Origin of the sequence: Enterobacter sichuanensis, assembly GCF_002939185.1 — a bacterium.
Classification (GTDB): Bacteria; Pseudomonadota; Gammaproteobacteria; order Enterobacterales; family Enterobacteriaceae; genus Enterobacter; species Enterobacter sichuanensis.
The window spans coordinates 19,125-36,886 of sequence record NZ_POVL01000008.1 but is presented as its reverse complement, the minus strand read 5'-3'; the positions used below and the strand labels follow the sequence as shown (position 1 = coordinate 36,886).

At 55.0% G+C, this 17,762-nt stretch carries 12 protein-coding genes; 3 read left to right on the top strand and 9 right to left on the bottom strand.

Annotated elements, in window-relative coordinates:
- Positions 1-144 precede the first annotated feature (144 nt).
- The 3 genes from focA to pflA all read left to right on the top strand — a co-directional run bounded on the left by focA (position 145) and on the right by pflA (position 4,281).
- Positions 145-1,002 carry a formate transporter FocA gene (gene focA / locus C5687_RS05690; protein ID WP_008499974.1) on the top strand — a complete coding sequence of 286 codons (858 nt, stop codon included), beginning with the start codon at positions 145-147 and terminating at the stop codon, positions 1,000-1,002.
- A 51-nt stretch (positions 1,003-1,053) separates the two neighbouring features.
- A complete protein-coding gene (pflB, locus tag C5687_RS05685; protein ID WP_045284490.1) occupies positions 1,054-3,336 on the top strand; it encodes a formate C-acetyltransferase in 2,283 nt (760 codons plus the stop codon).
- 204 nt (positions 3,337-3,540) lie between these two features.
- A complete protein-coding gene (gene pflA / locus C5687_RS05680) occupies positions 3,541-4,281 on the top strand; it encodes a pyruvate formate lyase 1-activating protein (RefSeq protein ID WP_025756015.1) in 741 nt (246 codons plus the stop codon).
- A 35-nt stretch (positions 4,282-4,316) separates the two neighbouring features.
- Here the strand turns inward: pflA and C5687_RS05675 are convergent, their stop codons facing one another.
- From C5687_RS05675 to C5687_RS05635, 9 genes are all read right to left on the bottom strand, one after another.
- Positions 4,317-4,835, bottom strand: coding sequence for an anti-virulence regulator CigR family protein (locus C5687_RS05675; protein WP_025756016.1), 519 nt, complete (start codon positions 4,833-4,835; stop codon positions 4,317-4,319).
- A 123-nt stretch (positions 4,836-4,958) separates the two neighbouring features.
- Positions 4,959-6,107: an MFS transporter gene (locus C5687_RS05670; RefSeq protein ID WP_104556562.1), complete on the bottom strand. Its 1,149-nt coding sequence runs from the start codon at positions 6,105-6,107 to the stop codon at positions 4,959-4,961.
- A gap of 275 nt (positions 6,108-6,382) precedes the next feature.
- Positions 6,383-7,246: a dimethyl sulfoxide reductase anchor subunit family protein gene (locus C5687_RS05665; RefSeq protein ID WP_104556561.1), complete on the bottom strand. Its 864-nt coding sequence runs from the start codon at positions 7,244-7,246 to the stop codon at positions 6,383-6,385.
- Position 7,247: 1 nt separating this feature from the next.
- On the bottom strand, positions 7,248-7,865 hold the full coding sequence (locus C5687_RS05660) for a DMSO/selenate family reductase complex B subunit (RefSeq protein ID WP_025756019.1): 618 nt from the start codon (positions 7,863-7,865) through the stop codon (positions 7,248-7,250).
- A gap of 10 nt (positions 7,866-7,875) precedes the next feature.
- A complete protein-coding gene (gene dmsA, locus C5687_RS05655) occupies positions 7,876-10,320 on the bottom strand; it encodes a dimethylsulfoxide reductase subunit A (protein ID WP_047958153.1) in 2,445 nt (814 codons plus the stop codon).
- Positions 10,321-10,531: 211 nt separating this feature from the next.
- Positions 10,532-11,824: a serine--tRNA ligase gene (serS, locus tag C5687_RS05650; RefSeq protein ID WP_025756021.1), complete on the bottom strand. Its 1,293-nt coding sequence runs from the start codon at positions 11,822-11,824 to the stop codon at positions 10,532-10,534.
- Between the two features lie 92 nt (positions 11,825-11,916).
- The gene (rarA, locus tag C5687_RS05645) at positions 11,917-13,260 is read right to left on the bottom strand and encodes a replication-associated recombination protein RarA (RefSeq protein ID WP_025756022.1); all 1,344 of its coding nucleotides are present in this window, start codon (positions 13,258-13,260) and stop codon (positions 11,917-11,919) included.
- A 9-nt stretch (positions 13,261-13,269) separates the two neighbouring features.
- Entirely contained in the window at positions 13,270-13,881 is a 612-nt protein-coding gene (gene lolA, locus C5687_RS05640) for an outer membrane lipoprotein periplasmic chaperone LolA (protein WP_059386168.1), read from the bottom strand.
- Between the two features lie 128 nt (positions 13,882-14,009).
- A complete protein-coding gene (locus C5687_RS05635) occupies positions 14,010-17,678 on the bottom strand; it encodes a DNA translocase FtsK 4TM domain-containing protein (protein WP_104556560.1) in 3,669 nt (1,222 codons plus the stop codon).
- Positions 17,679-17,762 lie beyond the last annotated feature (84 nt).

Sequence of the window (17,762 nt, the reverse complement as noted above, 5' to 3'; positions counted from 1 at the left end):
GATAATCAAATACTTACTCCGCATTTGGTGTAAAACCATACACACTGCGGGCCTATAAGCCAGGCGAGATATGATCTATATCAATTTCTCTTCTATAATGCTTTGTTAGTATCTCGTCGCCGACTTAATAAAGAGAGAGTTAGTGTGAAAGCTGACAACCCTTTTGATCTTTTACTCCCCGCTGCGATGGCAAAAGTCGCCGAAGAAGCGGGTGTCTATAAAGCAACGAAACACCCGATGAAGACGTTCTATCTGGCGATCACGGCTGGTGTGTTCATCTCTATCGCTTTCGTCTTCTACATCACCGCCACCACCGGTACTGCCGGAATGCCTTTTGGCATGGCCAAACTGATTGGCGGCATTTGCTTCTCACTGGGTCTGATTCTTTGCGTCATTTGCGGTGCCGATCTCTTCACCTCAACGGTGCTGATTGTCGTGGCAAAGGCCAGCGGAAGAATTACCTGGGGTCAGCTGGCACGTAACTGGCTTAACGTCTACGTGGGTAACCTGGTTGGCTGTCTGCTCTTTGTTTTGTTGATGTGGCTTTCTGGCGAGTACATGACCGCCAACGGCGGCTGGGGACTGAACGTCCTGCAAACCGCCGACCACAAAATGCACCACACATTTATTGAAGCCGTTGCTCTCGGCATCCTCGCGAACCTGATGGTCTGCCTGGCTGTATGGATGAGCTACTCCGGTCGTAGCCTGATGGACAAAGCCTTAATCATGGTTCTGCCGGTTGCGATGTTTGTTGCCAGCGGCTTTGAGCACAGTATCGCGAATATGTTCATGATCCCAATGGGCATTGTCATCCGCGACTTTGCAAGCCCGGAGTTCTGGACCGCAGTTGGTTCATCCCCGGAAAGTTTCTCTCACCTGACTATTATGAATTTCATTACTGATAACCTGATCCCTGTCACTATCGGGAACATTATCGGTGGGGGTCTGTTAGTTGGGTTGACATACTGGGTCATTTACCTGCGTGGCGACGATCATCATTGATGGTTTTCTCAGGCAGTAAATAAAAAATCCACTTAAGAAGGTAGGTGTTACATGTCCGAGCTTAATGAAAAGTTAGCCACAGCCTGGGAAGGTTTTGCGAAAGGTGACTGGCAGAATGAAGTCAACGTACGTGACTTCATTCAGAAAAACTATACCCCGTATGAAGGTGACGAATCCTTCCTGGCTGGCGCAACTGAAGCGACCACCAAGCTGTGGGACAGCGTAATGGAAGGCGTTAAACTGGAAAACCGCACTCACGCGCCAGTTGATTTTGACACCTCCGTGGCTTCCACCATCACTTCTCACGACGCTGGCTATATCAACAAAGCCCTTGAGAAAATCGTTGGTCTGCAGACTGAAGCACCACTGAAACGCGCAATCATCCCGTTCGGTGGTATTAAAATGGTTGAAGGTTCCTGCAAAGCGTATAACCGCGAGCTGGACCCAATGCTGAAAAAAATCTTCACCGAATACCGCAAAACTCATAACCAGGGCGTATTCGATGTTTACACCAAAGACATTCTGAACTGCCGTAAATCTGGCGTTCTGACTGGTCTGCCAGATGCCTATGGCCGTGGTCGTATCATCGGTGACTACCGTCGCGTTGCGCTGTACGGTATCGACTTCCTGATGAAAGACAAGTACGCGCAGTTTGTTTCCCTGCAGTCCGATCTGGAAAACGGCGTAAACCTGGAAGCGACTATCCGTCTGCGTGAAGAGATTGCTGAACAGCACCGCGCGCTGGGTCAGATCAAAGAAATGGCAGCGAAATACGGCTGCGATATCTCTGGTCCTGCAACCAACGCTCAGGAAGCTATCCAGTGGACCTACTTCGGCTACCTGGCCGCAGTTAAGTCTCAGAACGGTGCCGCAATGTCCTTCGGTCGCGTATCCACCTTCCTGGATGCCTACATCGAACGTGACCTGAAAGCTGGCAAAATTACCGAGCAAGACGCACAGGAAATGATTGACCACCTGGTCATGAAACTGCGTATGGTTCGCTTCCTGCGTACCCCTGAGTACGATGAGCTGTTCTCCGGTGACCCAATCTGGGCAACTGAATCTATCGGTGGTATGGGCGTTGATGGCCGTACTCTGGTAACTAAAAACAGCTTCCGCTTCCTGAACACCCTGTACACCATGGGTCCTTCTCCGGAGCCGAACATCACCGTTCTGTGGTCTGAAAAACTGCCTCTGAACTTCAAGAAATTCGCCGCTAAAGTGTCCATCGACACCTCTTCTCTGCAGTACGAGAACGATGACCTGATGCGTCCGGACTTCAACAACGACGATTACGCTATCGCTTGCTGCGTAAGCCCAATGGTTGTTGGTAAACAAATGCAGTTCTTCGGTGCGCGTGCAAACCTGGCGAAAACCATGCTGTACGCTATCAACGGCGGCGTTGATGAAAAACTGAAAATGCAGGTGGGTCCTAAGTCTGAGCCGATCAAAGGCGATGTTCTGAATTTCGACGAAGTCATGGACCGCATGGATCACTTCATGGACTGGCTGGCTAAACAGTATGTCACTGCGCTGAACGTTATCCACTACATGCACGACAAGTACAGCTACGAAGCCTCTCTGATGGCGCTGCACGACCGTGACGTTATCCGCACCATGGCGTGTGGTATCGCAGGTCTGTCCGTTGCTGCTGACTCCCTGTCTGCAATCAAATATGCGAAAGTTAAACCAATTCGTGACGAAGATGGTCTGGCTATCGACTTCGAAATCGAAGGCGAATACCCGCAGTTTGGTAACAACGACGCTCGCGTGGATGACATGGCGGTTGACCTGGTAGAACGTTTCATGAAGAAAATTCAGAAACTCACTACCTACCGTAACGCTATCCCGACTCAGTCTGTTCTGACCATCACCTCTAACGTTGTGTATGGTAAGAAAACCGGTAACACCCCAGACGGTCGTCGTGCTGGCGCGCCATTCGGCCCAGGTGCTAACCCAATGCACGGTCGTGACCAGAAAGGTGCTGTTGCCTCTCTGACATCCGTTGCGAAACTGCCGTTTGCTTACGCGAAAGATGGTATCTCCTATACCTTCTCTATCGTGCCAAACGCGCTGGGTAAAGACGACGAAGTGCGTAAAACGAACCTCGCGGGTCTGATGGATGGTTACTTCCACCACGAAGCGTCCATCGAAGGTGGTCAGCACCTGAACGTGAACGTAATGAACCGTGAAATGCTGCTCGACGCGATGGAACACCCTGAGAAATATCCTCAGCTGACCATCCGCGTATCTGGCTACGCAGTACGTTTTAACTCCCTGACCAAAGAACAGCAGCAGGACGTTATCACCCGTACTTTCACTCAGTCCATGTAAGTGGAAATGACTGAAATCACGCGTTAAAAAGCGTACAATAAAGGCTCCACGTCAGTGGGGCCTTTTTAGCACCCTCTCCACCTTAGTCTCTTTTGTCCGCTATCTATACTCTATGGATATCAGCCAAAACAGACTTCAACACAGCCGGTTTTGAGCTGTGCATACACAGGCCCCGGACGGGCCGATGCTGGAGATATCACCGCAATGTCAACTATTGGTCGCATTCACTCCTTTGAATCCTGTGGCACCGTCGATGGCCCGGGTATCCGCTTTATTACCTTTTTCCAGGGCTGCCTGATGCGCTGCCTGTACTGCCATAACCGCGACACCTGGGACACGCACGGCGGGAAAGAAGTGACCGTCGACGATCTGATGAAAGAGGTGGTGACCTACCGCCACTTTATGAACGCATCCGGCGGCGGTGTGACGGCGTCCGGTGGCGAGGCCATTCTTCAGGCCGAGTTTGTCCGCGACTGGTTCCGCGCCTGCCACAAAGAAGGTATTCATACCTGCCTCGACACGAACGGTTTTGTGCGCCGCTACGATCCCGTTATTGATGAATTGCTTGAAGTAACCGATCTGGTGATGCTCGATCTCAAACAGATGAACGACGAGATCCACCAGAATCTGGTTGGCGTGTCCAACCACCGTACGCTGGAGTTTGCTAAATATATCTCAGCGAAAGGCATTAAAACCTGGATCCGCTACGTGGTGGTTCCTGGCTGGTCAGATGACGACGATTCCGCGCACCGCCTGGGCGAATTTACCCGCGACATGGGCAACGTCGAGAAAATTGAGCTGCTGCCCTACCATGAGCTGGGTAAACATAAATGGGTGGCGATGGGCGAAGAATATAAGCTTGATGGCGTGAAGCCGCCGAAGAAAGAGACCATGGAGCGCGTGAAAGGTATTCTTGAACAGTACGGTCACAAAGTAATGTATTAAAGTAAAGGCCCGGTAAAAACCGGGCCTTATTTATTCTATTTGAATACACCGTTAATAATGGTCGTCACCACAGCCGTGCTGAGTGCAATTAAGACCAGATCGTCACCGACCACGCGCCATTCATAGCCAGGATAGGAAGGCAACTGGTCCAGCATAGAAGCCGGCACGGTTTTCTTCGCAATCCCCGGAGGCAGTGGTTTACCGCGTGCGAGGTTTTTCGCAATGCCCGGAGGCAATGACTCATAGCCGGTTAAACCATAGTTCACTGCCAGATGACGGGCATGATCGAAGCTTACACGGGCGTCGACATCATCGCTGACGCTTTTATTTGATTTACCCGGATTATCTGTATTGTGTTTACTACCATGGGTACCGGAATTTCCGTTACCATGATTCCCGGAATTGCCGTGATTACCACCATTACCTTGTCCGCCACTGTTACCGTGACCACCACCGCCATTCCCGTTTCCAGGATTAGCCATGACCGGTGCTGTAGCAAACGTTAAAGACAACACTACTGCCAGTGCGGTAGTGGTTAAACGACGTGTAGCCATGATTGCTGCCTTTTAGTGATAGAACTCACCTGAATTATCGCCTGGCGCGATAAACAAACAATGCGTAAAAGTCTTAGATGTGATGGGGACAAAAAAGCCAGTCGATGACTGGCTTTAATTTAATCAGGCATGCGCCACTGGCGTTGGATGTTCGCCCGCTTTGCGCAGCAGCATCAGGAGATAAATAAACGACACGCTGGCGATCATGATGAACAGCAAATTGTCGGAATAATTCTGCATCAGCATCGCGGTAAACGTCGGCCCTAACAAACTGCCGATGGTATAGCTCAGTAAAAGCGCCTGGTTCATGGCCACCAGCTGATGATGTTCCACTTTCTCACAGGCCCAGGCCATCGCGACCGGATAGAGCGTGAAACCGGCAGCCCCAAGAATAAACAGCGCCGGTGCCATCGCGGCGTTGCTAAGCATGGCGAGGCATCCCATAATCACCACGAAGACCTGAACGCGCAGCACCAGCAGGCGGCCAAAACGGTCCGCCAGACGGCCAATAGGCCACTGGCCGAGAATGCCCGCACTCACCATCACCGCCATCCAGAAGCCGATCCCGGAATCGCTGACGCCCTGGTGGTTCAGATAGAGCGGCATCAGGCCATAGAGCGAGCCCAGTACAATCCCGGAAATAATGCAGCCATTTACCCCCAGACGTGCCTGCCGGAGTCTCAGCATTGGCCAGACGTGGGTGACTTCCTGATGTTCGCTGTTCTGGTTCACAATACGCGTGAAGAGCAGCGGCAGGATCGCGGCCAGCACCATACCCGTCACCCACGGCAGAACGCTCATCAGGTCGGTTGGCAGCTTGCTGACCATCAGTTGTCCCAGCACGGTCCCCACGTAATACACCATCATATAGGCTGCCAGCAGGCGCCCGCGATTGCGCGACGTGCCGCTGCACATTAACGCACTTTCAACGACCACCCAAATCATCGCGCAGCCTACGCCGGCGATAAAACGCCACACCATCCAGCTCCAGAAGCCGACCATCAGGCCCAGCCCCGCACACCCGGCAGCGAAAATCAGCGAGGCCAGGTAATAGCTGCGGTTAAATCCTAAGCGCTTAATGAGGCTCCCGGTCACCAGCGTGCCCAGCAGGTTTCCGGTAAAAAAGGACGAGCTGACCATACCCACCTGCCAGGTCGGTAAGTTTTCATGGGCGAGCCACAGCGGAACGAGCGTATTTAACACTGCGATCGCCAGGGTCAACAGCAGCAGGCCACAGAGCAACAGCAGCACTGGCCGGGTATAGGTGGTCATGGATTAAAAGCCGTGAGGAAGTTCAGATTTCGTGCGCATCATGCCACTGGCAAAAACAAAGTCAATCCACTGACTTAGCCGCCAGGCACAATATGTTCCCTGTCGATTTAAAAAACTTATCCTGCTAATGCCACGCCTGCTATAGATATTAATTATGTCTCTGTTTTTATTTATTAATGGCCTAAATTAAAACAAAACGACAGTCGAAAAATTTCATGATCGAAAAAAAGAAAAGCCGGGCGCTCTGACCCGGCTTTACAGAAGGGATGACCGTCTTAACTGGCGACAGCCATACCCACGGTCATATGCAATCCGTAGAATACCCCACGGCCAATCAGTTCGTCCGTCAGGACGAGTACAAAGGCCAGTGACAGCAGCGGCAGCGCGGGCTGATAACCTTTGAGCTGCGGGGCAATCCAGAATACCAATGCCGCGACCAGCAGAACGACACGCCAGGCCATTAGCGAACCGTAATCCGGCACCAGGGCAGACGCCTGCTGAATCGAACTGTGAATGGTTGCCAGTTCAGCGCCCTGCATCAGGGCAACCATAGCACTCACGACCAGCGCCAGCAGCGAAACGGCAGGCAGCAAGCGCATAGCCCAACCGTCTACCCCCGCCACGCGCAGCAACAGATAGCCCAGCAGCGGTCCGCCGATAAACATGGTCAGGAAGAAGCTCATTGGCGTCCAGACGGTGTACCAGGTGGGAACCGTGTCGATGGTGTTATAGACGCGCACCATCATCCACACGAACACCACGCCCAGCACCATGGTCACGATCAGCCACAGGCTGCGTAGAGCCGCAGGCAGCTTCTTCATTGCGGCCAGCAGCCAGCCCAGCCCGCCAACGGCAAAGAAAATCGCCCCGCTGGCAATCTCATTACTGAGGGACGAGGCGCCCACACGGTTCAGAGAATTAAATGCGCGCATCGGCGAGCCCAGGTGCAGCGTAGAAGCAACGAAGCCAATCCCCATGAGCACCCACAGGCCAAACATGCTCAACACTAAACGCTGCTGCTGTTCGCCGCTGAGATTACCCTTCAGCAGCGCCAGCGCGAGCACAATGAAGCCACCAGCCACGCACTGACCAAAGACCGTGAAGATCATCAGCGGCCATTCATGCCATCCACTTCCCATCTCACACCTCCTTCGGATTTGCCAGGTAGCCGGTGGTATCACCTGTAGGACGGCTGTTGGCGTTAGGTTTAATCACAATACTCGGCTTCGTGAAGTGCGCAGACGGCAGGGGCGCCACTGCGGCAAGCTGACCGTGTTTTTGACGCAGCTCTTCAACTGGGCCGAAGTCCAGCGCGCGCAGCGGGCAGGATTCGACGCAAATCGGCTTTTTGCCCTCTGCGACGCGGGTGTGGCAGCCATCGCATTTGGTCATATGCCCTTTCGCGGCGTTGTACTGCGGTGCGCCGTAGGGGCAGGCCATATGGCAATAGCGACAGCCGATGCAAACATCTTCATCCACCACCACAAAACCGTCTTCACGCTTATGCATCGCGCCGCTCGGGCAGACCTTGGTACAGGCGGGATCTTCACAGTGGTTACAGGCAATCGACAGGTAATAAGCGAACACGTTCTGATGCCAGACGCCGTTATCTTCCTGCCAGTCGCCCCCGGCGTATTCGTAGATGCGACGGAAGCTCACGTCCGGAGTCAGGTCTTTGTAATCTTTACAGGCCAGCTCGCAGGTTTTGCACCCGGTGCAACGGCTGGAATCAATAAAAAATCCATACTGGGTTGTCATCGGTTACTCCTTAAACCTTTTCAACCTGGACAAGGTTTGTGTGGGATGGGTTGCCTTTTGCCAGCGGCGACGGGCGCTGCGTGGTCAGTACGTTAATACTGCCAGCCTGATCGATGCCCTTTGCATCCGGGCTGTACCAGGCGCCTTCCCCCAGCGCCACCACGCCGGGCATCATGCGCGGGGTCACTTTGGCTTCAATATGGACCTCACCGCGGCCGTTAAAGATCCGCACGCGATCGCCATTGCTGATACCGCGCGCTTTGGCATCCATCGGGTTGATCCACATCTCCTGTCGACAGGCCGCTTTCAGGACATCGACGTTACCGTAAGTGGAGTGAACACGCGCTTTGTAGTGGAAACCGGTCAGTTGCAGCGGGAATTTCGCCGTCAGTGGATCGTTATAGTTTTCAAAACCCGGCGTGTAGATCGGCAGCGGATCGATAACGTCCCCTTCCGGCAGCTCCCAGGTAGAGGCGATTTTTGCCAGCTCTTCGGAGTAGATTTCGATTTTGCCCGACGGCGTGGTTAGCGGGTTCGCCTGCGGATCTTCACGGAACGCTTTGTACGCCACGTGATGCCCTTCCGGGTCACGCTGTTTGTACATACCCTGCTTGCGGAAGGTATCGAAGTCCGGCAGATCGGGGATCGCTTTACGGGAGAGCGCGTGAAGATGGCGCATCCACCCTTCCTGAGTACGCCCCTCGGTAAACTGCTGCTCTACACCAAGCCGTTTCGCCAGTTCGGAGGTCATTTCATAGATGGTTTTGCACTCAAAACGCGGCTTGATGGCCTGGTCGGTGAAGATCACATAGGACATGTTGCCGCAGGAGGCATCCAGCGCGAAATCCATCTGCTCAGAGGCGGTGCAGTCCGGCAGAAGAATATCGGCATATTTTGCCGAGGAGGTCATGTGGCAGTCGATCACCACAATCATCTCGCACTTCTTGTCGTCCTGCAGGATTTCATGGGTACGGTTAATTTCGGAGTGCTGGTTGATAAGACAGTTGCCGGCATAGTTCCAGATCATCTTGATCGGCACGTCCAGTTTGTCCTTGCCGCGCACACCGTCGCGCAGGGCGGTCATTTCCGGGCCACGTTCAATCGCATCGGTCCACATAAACATGGAGATGCTGGTCTTCACGGGGTTGTCCAGGGTCGGCATCCGTTCAAACGGCAGCGAGTACGAACCTTCACGCGCGCCGGTATTACCGCCGTGAATACCGACGTTGCCGGTCAGAATAGAGAGCATAGAGATAGCGCGGGTGGCAATTTCGCCGTTCGCATGGCGCTGCGGGCCCCAGCCCTGGCTGATGTAGGCAGGTTTGGCTGAGCCAATTTCACGTGCCAGCTGCACAATACGTTCCGCCGGAATACCGGTGATGGTAGATGCCCACGCCGGCGTTTTCGCTACGCCGTCGCTGCCCTGGCCGAGAATATACGCTTTGTAATGCCCGTTTGCTGGCGCGCTGGCCGGCAGGGTTTTCTCGTCATAGCCGACGCAGTATTTATCCAGGAAAGGCTGATCGACGAGGTTTTCGGTGATCATCACCCAGGCCAGTGCGGAGACCAGCGCCGCATCGGTCCCCGGACGAATGGGGATCCATTCATCTTCACGCCCTGCACCGGTGTCGGTATAGCGCGGATCGATGATGATCATGCGGGCATTGGATTTGGCGCGGGCCTGTTCCAGATAGTAGGTCACCCCGCCGCCGCTCATACGCGTTTCACCCGGGTTGTTACCGAACAGCACGACCAGCTTACTGTTTTCGATATCCGACGGGCTGTTTCCGTCCGCCCAGCCACCGTAGGTGTAGTTCAGGCCAGCGGCGATCTGCGCCGAGGAGTAATCACCGTAGTGATTGAGATAACCGCCACAGCAATTCATCAGGCGCGCCACCAGCGTTTTACCCGGTGGCCAGGAGCGGGTCAACGTGCCGCCGAGAGTCCCGGTGCCATAGTTCAGGTAGATGGATTCGTTGCCGTACTCTTTGATCAAACGCTGCATATTGCTGGCGATGATATCGTAGGCTTCATCCCAGCTAATCCGCTCGAACTTCCCTTCTCCACGCTTGCCGACGCGTTTCATCGGGTATTTCAGACGGTCCGGGTTATACACGCGACGACGCATGGAGCGTCCGCGCAGACAAGCCCTAACCTGATGTAACCCTTCGTAGCTATCGTCGCCGGTATTATCGGTTTCGACATACTTAATTTCGCCGTCCACCACGTGCATACGCAGGGGACAACGGCTACCACAGTTGACGGTACAGGCACTCCACACCACTTTTTCAGGCGTCGTGGCTGGGGAGAGTGCCTCTGCCGCCGATGCCAGTCGGGTAAAAGGGAGCGTGAAGGCGCTGCTGGCTACAGCCAGACCGCCTATTGCCGTGGTTTTCATCAACCCACGGCGAGTGACCTCGGCAGCCATGAGTGCTTCAGGCGCGTTGATTTTCATAGAAACTCACTTTGGTTGCTCACAAAGAAAAGAGAGGCGGCGCGAACCGCTACATAGCTTTATAGATATCGAATTTCCGGGTATTCAGCTTTTTATGCTGACTTTCATTCGCAACAGTATTACTACTTTGGAGGGAGGGGGTATTGCGTCGTATCAATTCACAGACATAAAAAAAGCGCCCGCAGGCGCTTTTTTATTTTGAGGCAAATCATTAGCCGATGTACTGCAGGCCTTTCATGTATGGACGCAGCACTTCAGGGATCTCGATGCGACCATCTGCCTGCTGGTAGTTTTCCATCACGGCAACCAGCGTACGGCCAACCGCCAGACCAGAACCGTTCAGGGTGTGCACCAGACGGGTTTTCTTGTCAGATTTGCTGCGGCAGCGTGCCTGCATACGGCGCGCCTGGAAATCCCAGACGTTAGAGCAGGAAGAGATTTCACGGTAGGTGTTCTGCGCAGGCACCCACACTTCAAGATCGAAGGTTTTGCGGGCGCCAAAGCCCATATCACCGGTGCACAGGGCCATACGACGGTACGGCAGACCCAGCAGCTCCAGCACTTTCTCGGCGTGACCGGTCATCTCTTCCAGCGCATCCATGGAATCTTCAGGACGGACGATCTGCACCATCTCAACTTTATCGAACTGGTGCATACGGATCAGACCGCGCGTGTCGCGACCGTAAGAGCCTGCTTCAGAACGGAAGCACGGAGAGTGCGCCGTCAGTTTGATCGGCAGATCGTCTTCATCGATGATCTCATCACGCACGAGGTTGGTCAGCGGCACTTCCGCCGTTGGGATCAGCGCGTAGTTGCTGCTGTCCGCTTCCTCGTCCAGCGGACGGGTGTGGAACAGATCGCCGGCAAATTTCGGCAGCTGACCGGTACCGTACAGGGTATCGTGGTTAACAAGATACGGAACATAAGTTTCACTGTAGCCGTGCTGCTCGGTGTGCAGATCCAGCATGAACTGCGCCAGAGCGCGGTGCAGATGAGCAATCTGGCCTTTCATCACCACAAAGCGAGAACCGGTCAGCTTAACTGCTGCTGCAAAGTCCAGGCCTGTGTGCATTTCGCCCAGCGTCACGTGATCGCGCACCTCGAAGTCAAACTCACGAGGCGTACCCCAGCGTTTCACTTCAACGTTGTCGTTTTCATCTTTACCGACAGGGACGCTGTCGTCAGGAATATTCGGGATAGCCAGGGCAATATCACGAATTTCGGCCTGAAGAACATCCAGTTCGGCTTTCGCCTGATCCAGTTCTTCACCCAGTTTGTTCACTTCCAGGCGTAATGGCTCAATATCTTCCCCGCGCGCTTTCGCCTGGCCAATGGATTTCGATCGAGAATTACGCTCTGCCTGCAGATTTTCAGTTTGTACCTGCAGAACTTTACGACGCTCTTCAAGAGCGCGCAGCTTATCTACATCCAGCTTAAAGCCCCGGCGTGCCAGTTTTTCAGCGACTGCGTCTGGCTCATTACGCAGCAGATTGGGATCGAGCATGCTTATCCTGTGCTTATCGAATTAAAATAGGAAAAAGTGACCACAGCCTGCGATCACAGGGATACAACGCCAACATTACCGCAACGACTGCACTAACGGTAGCGTTTTATAGGGCTATTTTGATCCTGTCCGGCGAGCCAGGCGAGCTTTTCGCCAATCTTGCCTTCAAGACCTCTGTTTGTGGGGTGATAATAGCGGGTTTGTGCCATCTCCTGCGGGAAATATTCCTCACCGGCCGCGTAGGCATTGGGTTCGTCATGGGCGTAACGATACTCCTGCCCATACCCCATCTCTTTCATCAGTTTCGTTGGCGCATTACGCAGGTGAACCGGCACATCGTAGTCCGGGCGTTCACGCGCATCAGACATCGCCGCTTTAAACGCGGTATAAACGGCATTGCTTTTCGGCGCACAGGCCAGATAGACAATCGCCTGGGCAATTGCACGTTCGCCTTCCGCCGGACCCACGCGGGTGAAACAATCCCACGCCGACAGCGCGACCTGCATGGCACGAGGATCGGCATTGCCGACATCTTCTGAGGCGATCGCCAGGCAGCGGCGCGCAACGTACAGCGGATCGCCACCGGCAGTAATGATGCGCGCGTACCAGTACAGTGCCGCATCTGGCGCGCTGCCGCGCACGGATTTATGCAGGGCAGAAATGAGATCGTAAAATCGATCGCCTTTATTATCGAAACGCGCGCTGCGCTCCCCGGCTATTTCGGTGAGCAGTTCCGGCTTCAGCACTCGTTTGCCAGCATCGTCGACTTCGGCCATGTCGGCCATCATCTCCAGCGTGTTCAGCGCCCGACGCGCATCACCGTTCACCAGCTCCGCAATCGCACGACGCGTGTCGTCAGGCAGAACGATATCCTGCCCGCCGTAGCCGCGCGCTTTATCGTCCATCGCCTGGGTGAGAACCTTTTCGATATCCTCGACGGTCAACGATTTGAGCAAGTAAACGCGCGCACGAGACAACAGCGCCGAGTTCAGTTCAAACGAGGGATTTTCGGTAGTCGCCCCGATGAAGAAGATCGTGCCGTCTTCAATGTGCGGCAGAAAGGCATCCTGCTGACTTTTGTTGAAGCGGTGAACTTCGTCCACGAAGAGGATAGTCCTGCGCCCGGCATTGCGGTTCTGCCGCGCGCGCTCGATCGCTTCGCGGATCTCTTTCACGCCGGATGTAACTGCAGAGATGCGTTCAACGTCCGCGTTCGCATAGCGGGCAATCACTTCGGCAAGCGTGGTTTTGCCCGTGCCGGGTGGCCCCCAGAGGATCATCGAGTGAAGATGCCCGGCCTCAATGGCGCGCGGCAATGGCTTACCGGCAGCCAGCAGGTGTTGCTGGCCGATATACTGCGCTAAATTTTCTGGCCGCATACGAGCGGCCAGAGGTTGAAACGCGTTGTCTGAAAAATCGAGCGACAGATTGCTCACTCACGCCTCTTACTTACGTTGGTCATCCACCGTTACGCCCTGCGGCGGGGTAAAGGTGAATTTCGATGCATCTACAGCGCCATTCTGCTGAGACTTAAGCTGATAGCTGCTGCGCTGATCGTCCTGCTCAACGGCGCCAAACTGATTAATGGTACCGTTGGGGCTTACGTTAATGGTGAACTGCTTCAGGTTGCCGTTACTGCCTTTTGGCGTCAGGACAAACTCGTCCCCCGTCTGCTTAATATTGTACTGCTGCCAGTCGCTGGCCTGGTTGCGGGCAATCAGCATAAATGGCGTATTGCTGGTGGCATCTTTCAGCCAGGTCGCCGTTGCCTGCTCAACGAACGGGTTGAAGAACCATAGCGTTTTACCGTCAGACACCAGGATGCTTTCATCCGGCTGGGTCATGTGCCAGTTAAACAGATTCGGGCGTTTTACCCACAAATCTCCCTGACCTTCCTGCACCGCGTTGCCGCTGCCGTCAGTCACTTTTTGCGTGAAGCTGGCGTGGAAGCTGCTTACTTTATCCAGTCGGCTTTTAAGGTCGCTGGCTGCATCAGCCCAGACGCTGCTGGCAACAAAACTGGTGAGTAATGCACAGGCGATGGCGATTTTTTTCATTGTTATTCCTTAAAATACGTCTTCCCAATATGGGGTTTCCGTCTTCTATTCTGGACCTGCCCGCAGGCAGGCGACAGAAGAAAATGCTTAATTTTGGTTGATTTACCCTTCTTTGCAATTGCCGAAGGTTAATCAAACGGCGGCGGTGCCAGCACCTCGCGGTTACCGTTGTGCCCCTGCTCGCTGACAATACCCTGCGCTTCCATCTGTTCGATGATACGCGCCGCGCGGTTATAGCCGATGCGGAACTGACGCTGTACGCCAGAGATGGAGGCCTTGCGTTTTTCGGTCACGAAGTTCACCGCCTGATCGAATAACGGATCCAGCTCTTCGCCGCCGTCGAAGCCACCGCCGCCGCCTTCGCTTTCCGTGTCGCTGGTGATGCCATCAACATATTGCGGACGACCACGTGCTTTCCAGTCCTGGACTACCGCGTGCACTTCCTGGTCGCGAACGAATGCGCCGTGAACACGCACCGGAGAGGTGGAATTCGGGCCGGAATAGAGCATGTCTCCCATCCCCAGCAGCGACTCTGCACCGCCCTGATCAAGGATGGTACGTGAGTCAATTTTACTGGATACGGTAAAGGCGATACGCGTCGGGATGTTCGCTTTAATCAGACCGGTGATAACGTCCACGGATGGACGCTGGGTCGCCAGCACAAGGTGAATACCGGCGGCGCGCGCTTTCTGCGCCAGGCGGGCAATCAGCTCTTCCACTTTTTTACCGACGGTCATCATCAGGTCGGCGAATTCATCTACCAGCACCACGATATAAGGCAGTTTTTCCAGCACCGGATGCTGTGCATCCATGCTGTCTCCCGGTTTCCAGTACGGATCCGGGATCGGACGGCCCATACGCGCCGCCTCGGCGATTTTCTCGTTATAACCGGCCAGGTTACGCACGCCCAGTGCCGACATCAGCTTGTAGCGACGTTCCATCTCGTTCACGCTCCAGCGCAGGGCGTTGGCCGCGTCTTTCATGTCGGTAACCACTTCCGTCAGCAGGTGCGGGATGCCTTCATAGACGGACAGTTCGAGCATTTTCGGGTCGATCATGATGAAACGCACATCTTCCGGCTGCGCTTTATAGAGCATGCTAAGGATCATGGCGTTCACACCGACGGACTTACCGGAACCGGTCGTACCGGCCACCAGCAGGTGAGGCATCTTCGCAAGGTCTGCCACTACCGGATCGCCCGCAATATCTTTACCCAGCACCACCGTTAGCGGGGAAGGGTTATCGCGGAACTTGGTGTTATCCAGCACTTCACGCAGGTAGACGGTCTGACGTTTCTTGTTCGGCAGTTCAAGGCCAACGTACGGTTTGCCCGGTATGACCTCCACCACACGCACCGCTACGGTCGACAGAGAACGCGCCAGGTCACGGGAGAGGTTAGAAATACGTGCGGCTTTTACGCCTGGCGCCAGATTCAGTTCGAAACGGGTGATGACCGGCCCCGGGGAGTAGTTCACCACGTCCGCTTTAATGCGGAAGTCAGCCAGACGCGCTTCGACCAGACGCGCCATCTGCTCCAGCGCGAAGGTATCAACCGGTTCAACTTCCGCTGGCGGCGGCGTTAACAGATCCAGCGACGGCAGTGGCGTGCTTGGACGTTGCAGCGGACGGCTGTCACCGTTACGCATCAGCAGCGGGTGAATCAGACTCTCCTGCGGCTGTGGCGCAGGCTGCTGGAACTGCGGCGGTTGTTGTGGCTGCTGCGGTTGCGGTGCGTATGACGGCTGTGCGGGTTGCTGGCGCACAGGCTCCGCTTCCGGCATCACGCTCGGGGTAAATAAAGGCTCGCTCGGGCCATCATCCACCAGATCTTTCATCGGCGAGAATTCAAAATCCGACAGGGAGAACGGATTTGCGCCAGCCGGTTGTTCGCCGGAATAGCGCTGCTGCTGGGTAGCGGCAAACTGGCGCGCCAGTTCGGCTTCCGCCGCGTCATCGTCGTCCAGCGCAGGCTCATCGTGCTGATATTCCTCACCGTAGCGTTGATTCTGCTGCGCGGCGAACTGGCGAGCCAGCTCAGCCTGCTGCATGTCATCGGCATCATCCTCGTACTCTGACTCGCGGGCTTTTTCTTCGGCCATCCGCTGGGAAGGCAGCTTGATACCGTAAGAGGCAAGCTCACGACGCGTTGGCACGCGGACGCGGTTAGGACGAGGCAATTGAGGACCAATCCCCTCTTTCACCTGAGGACGTGGCGCTCCCCCTGTTGCCAGGCTAAAGACAGGTGCAGCCACGGCCGCCGCCGCGGTGGCCTGCTTCACGCTTTCCGCTACAGGGGCAACCGAAGGTGTTGGATCAACCTGAGGGGCCGAAACAGCAGGTGCTTTCGTAACAGGTTCCTGCACCGGTTCAGGCACTGGCTGATACCAGGCCGCCAGCTGTTCGCGTTCACGCGCACGGCGCTCTTCGACTTCTTCAAAATAGTACAGTGGCGGACGCGCTGGCTTCACCTCTTCCACGATTTCGGGCTCAGGTTCCGGCTCAGGTTGCGGTGCGACATAAGACTGCACGGGTTCAACCGGTTCAGGCACATACTCCTGATACGGTTGAGTTACAGGCTGTTCATAGTGTGGGTTGTGTTGTGGTTCATACGCAGGCTGCGGCGGCTGATAAGGCTGCTGCCACTGCTCCTGCTGAACGGGAATATAGCTTTCTGGTTCAGGCGCAATAACCGGTTCCGGGGTATGAACACCCGGCGCAGTCTGCCAGTCTACCTGAGGCTGCTGAATAACGGATTCCGGCGGTGAAACCGGCGCAGAAGGCATCACGGCGTCAACGGGGGCGGCATAGGCCTGAGCAGCGGTCGTCGCGGCGGCGGCTGCGGCAACCGGCTCGGTGACCGAATGACCGTTTAACAGCGGATCGTATTCGTCAAAATCGCCTGGGGTGGCACGGTTGCCGGAGAAGAGCACATCGTCAGGATCGACCTGATTTCCCGCAGCGCGATAGACCACCTGCTCGTCTTCATCCATGCGTTTACCAGAGAAGAGCGCCGCATCAGTTTTACGGCCCAGCGGATTGGCAAATTTCTCTGCAACACGTTGGCGACGCGCCAGCGCGCCACGCAGAATTCGAGCACGACGAGACTCGCGACGCTGCACAGGCGCGTCATCTTCCTCTTCATCTTCGTACTCATCTTCATCAACCCACGTATCGTCACGACGGGTACGGTTGCTGGCGAAGGTCAGAATAGTGAGGATAAAACTGCCAATTTTCTCGGCAATGCTCACCCAGGACCAGCCGGTGAATAACGTCAGCCCCGCCGCCCAGATGCACAGCAACGCCAGCGTGCCGCCGCTGCTATGAAGCATCGGCTGCAGCGCAGAACTCAACAGACTGCCAATCACGCCGCCCGAAGCGAAGTACCAGATATCATCCGCATTAATGGCCGCCAGCCCGCATGAGGTGAGGATCAGTGCCAGTGCGCCAATCAGACGCAGCGAAACGGCGAAATAGTCGATGTAATCATCGTTTTGACGGTGTCGCCACGCAAACCAGCACCCGCCGATAATAATGACGGGAAGGGTGTAGGCCATCACACCGAAAATGAAAAAGAGCGTGTCCGCAAGCCAGGCACCGGGTACGCCGCCTAAATTATGAATAGGCTCATGCCATGCAGTTTGTGACCAGCTGGGATCTGAGGGATTGAAACTGAGTAAGGCTGCCATCAGCCAGACGGCAAAAAGGGCAATAACAATCAGCAAAGCCTCGAGGAGACGACGTCCGCTGCTTAGCTTCGATAGTGTGACTTCTTTGTCTTCAGTGTATTCCTGGCTCAAGAAAGGCTCTCCAGGTATCAGGCATATCCTGCCTGTTTGCTAAAACGGACAACAGCGCCGGGACTCCCCGGCACTGTTGCTGTA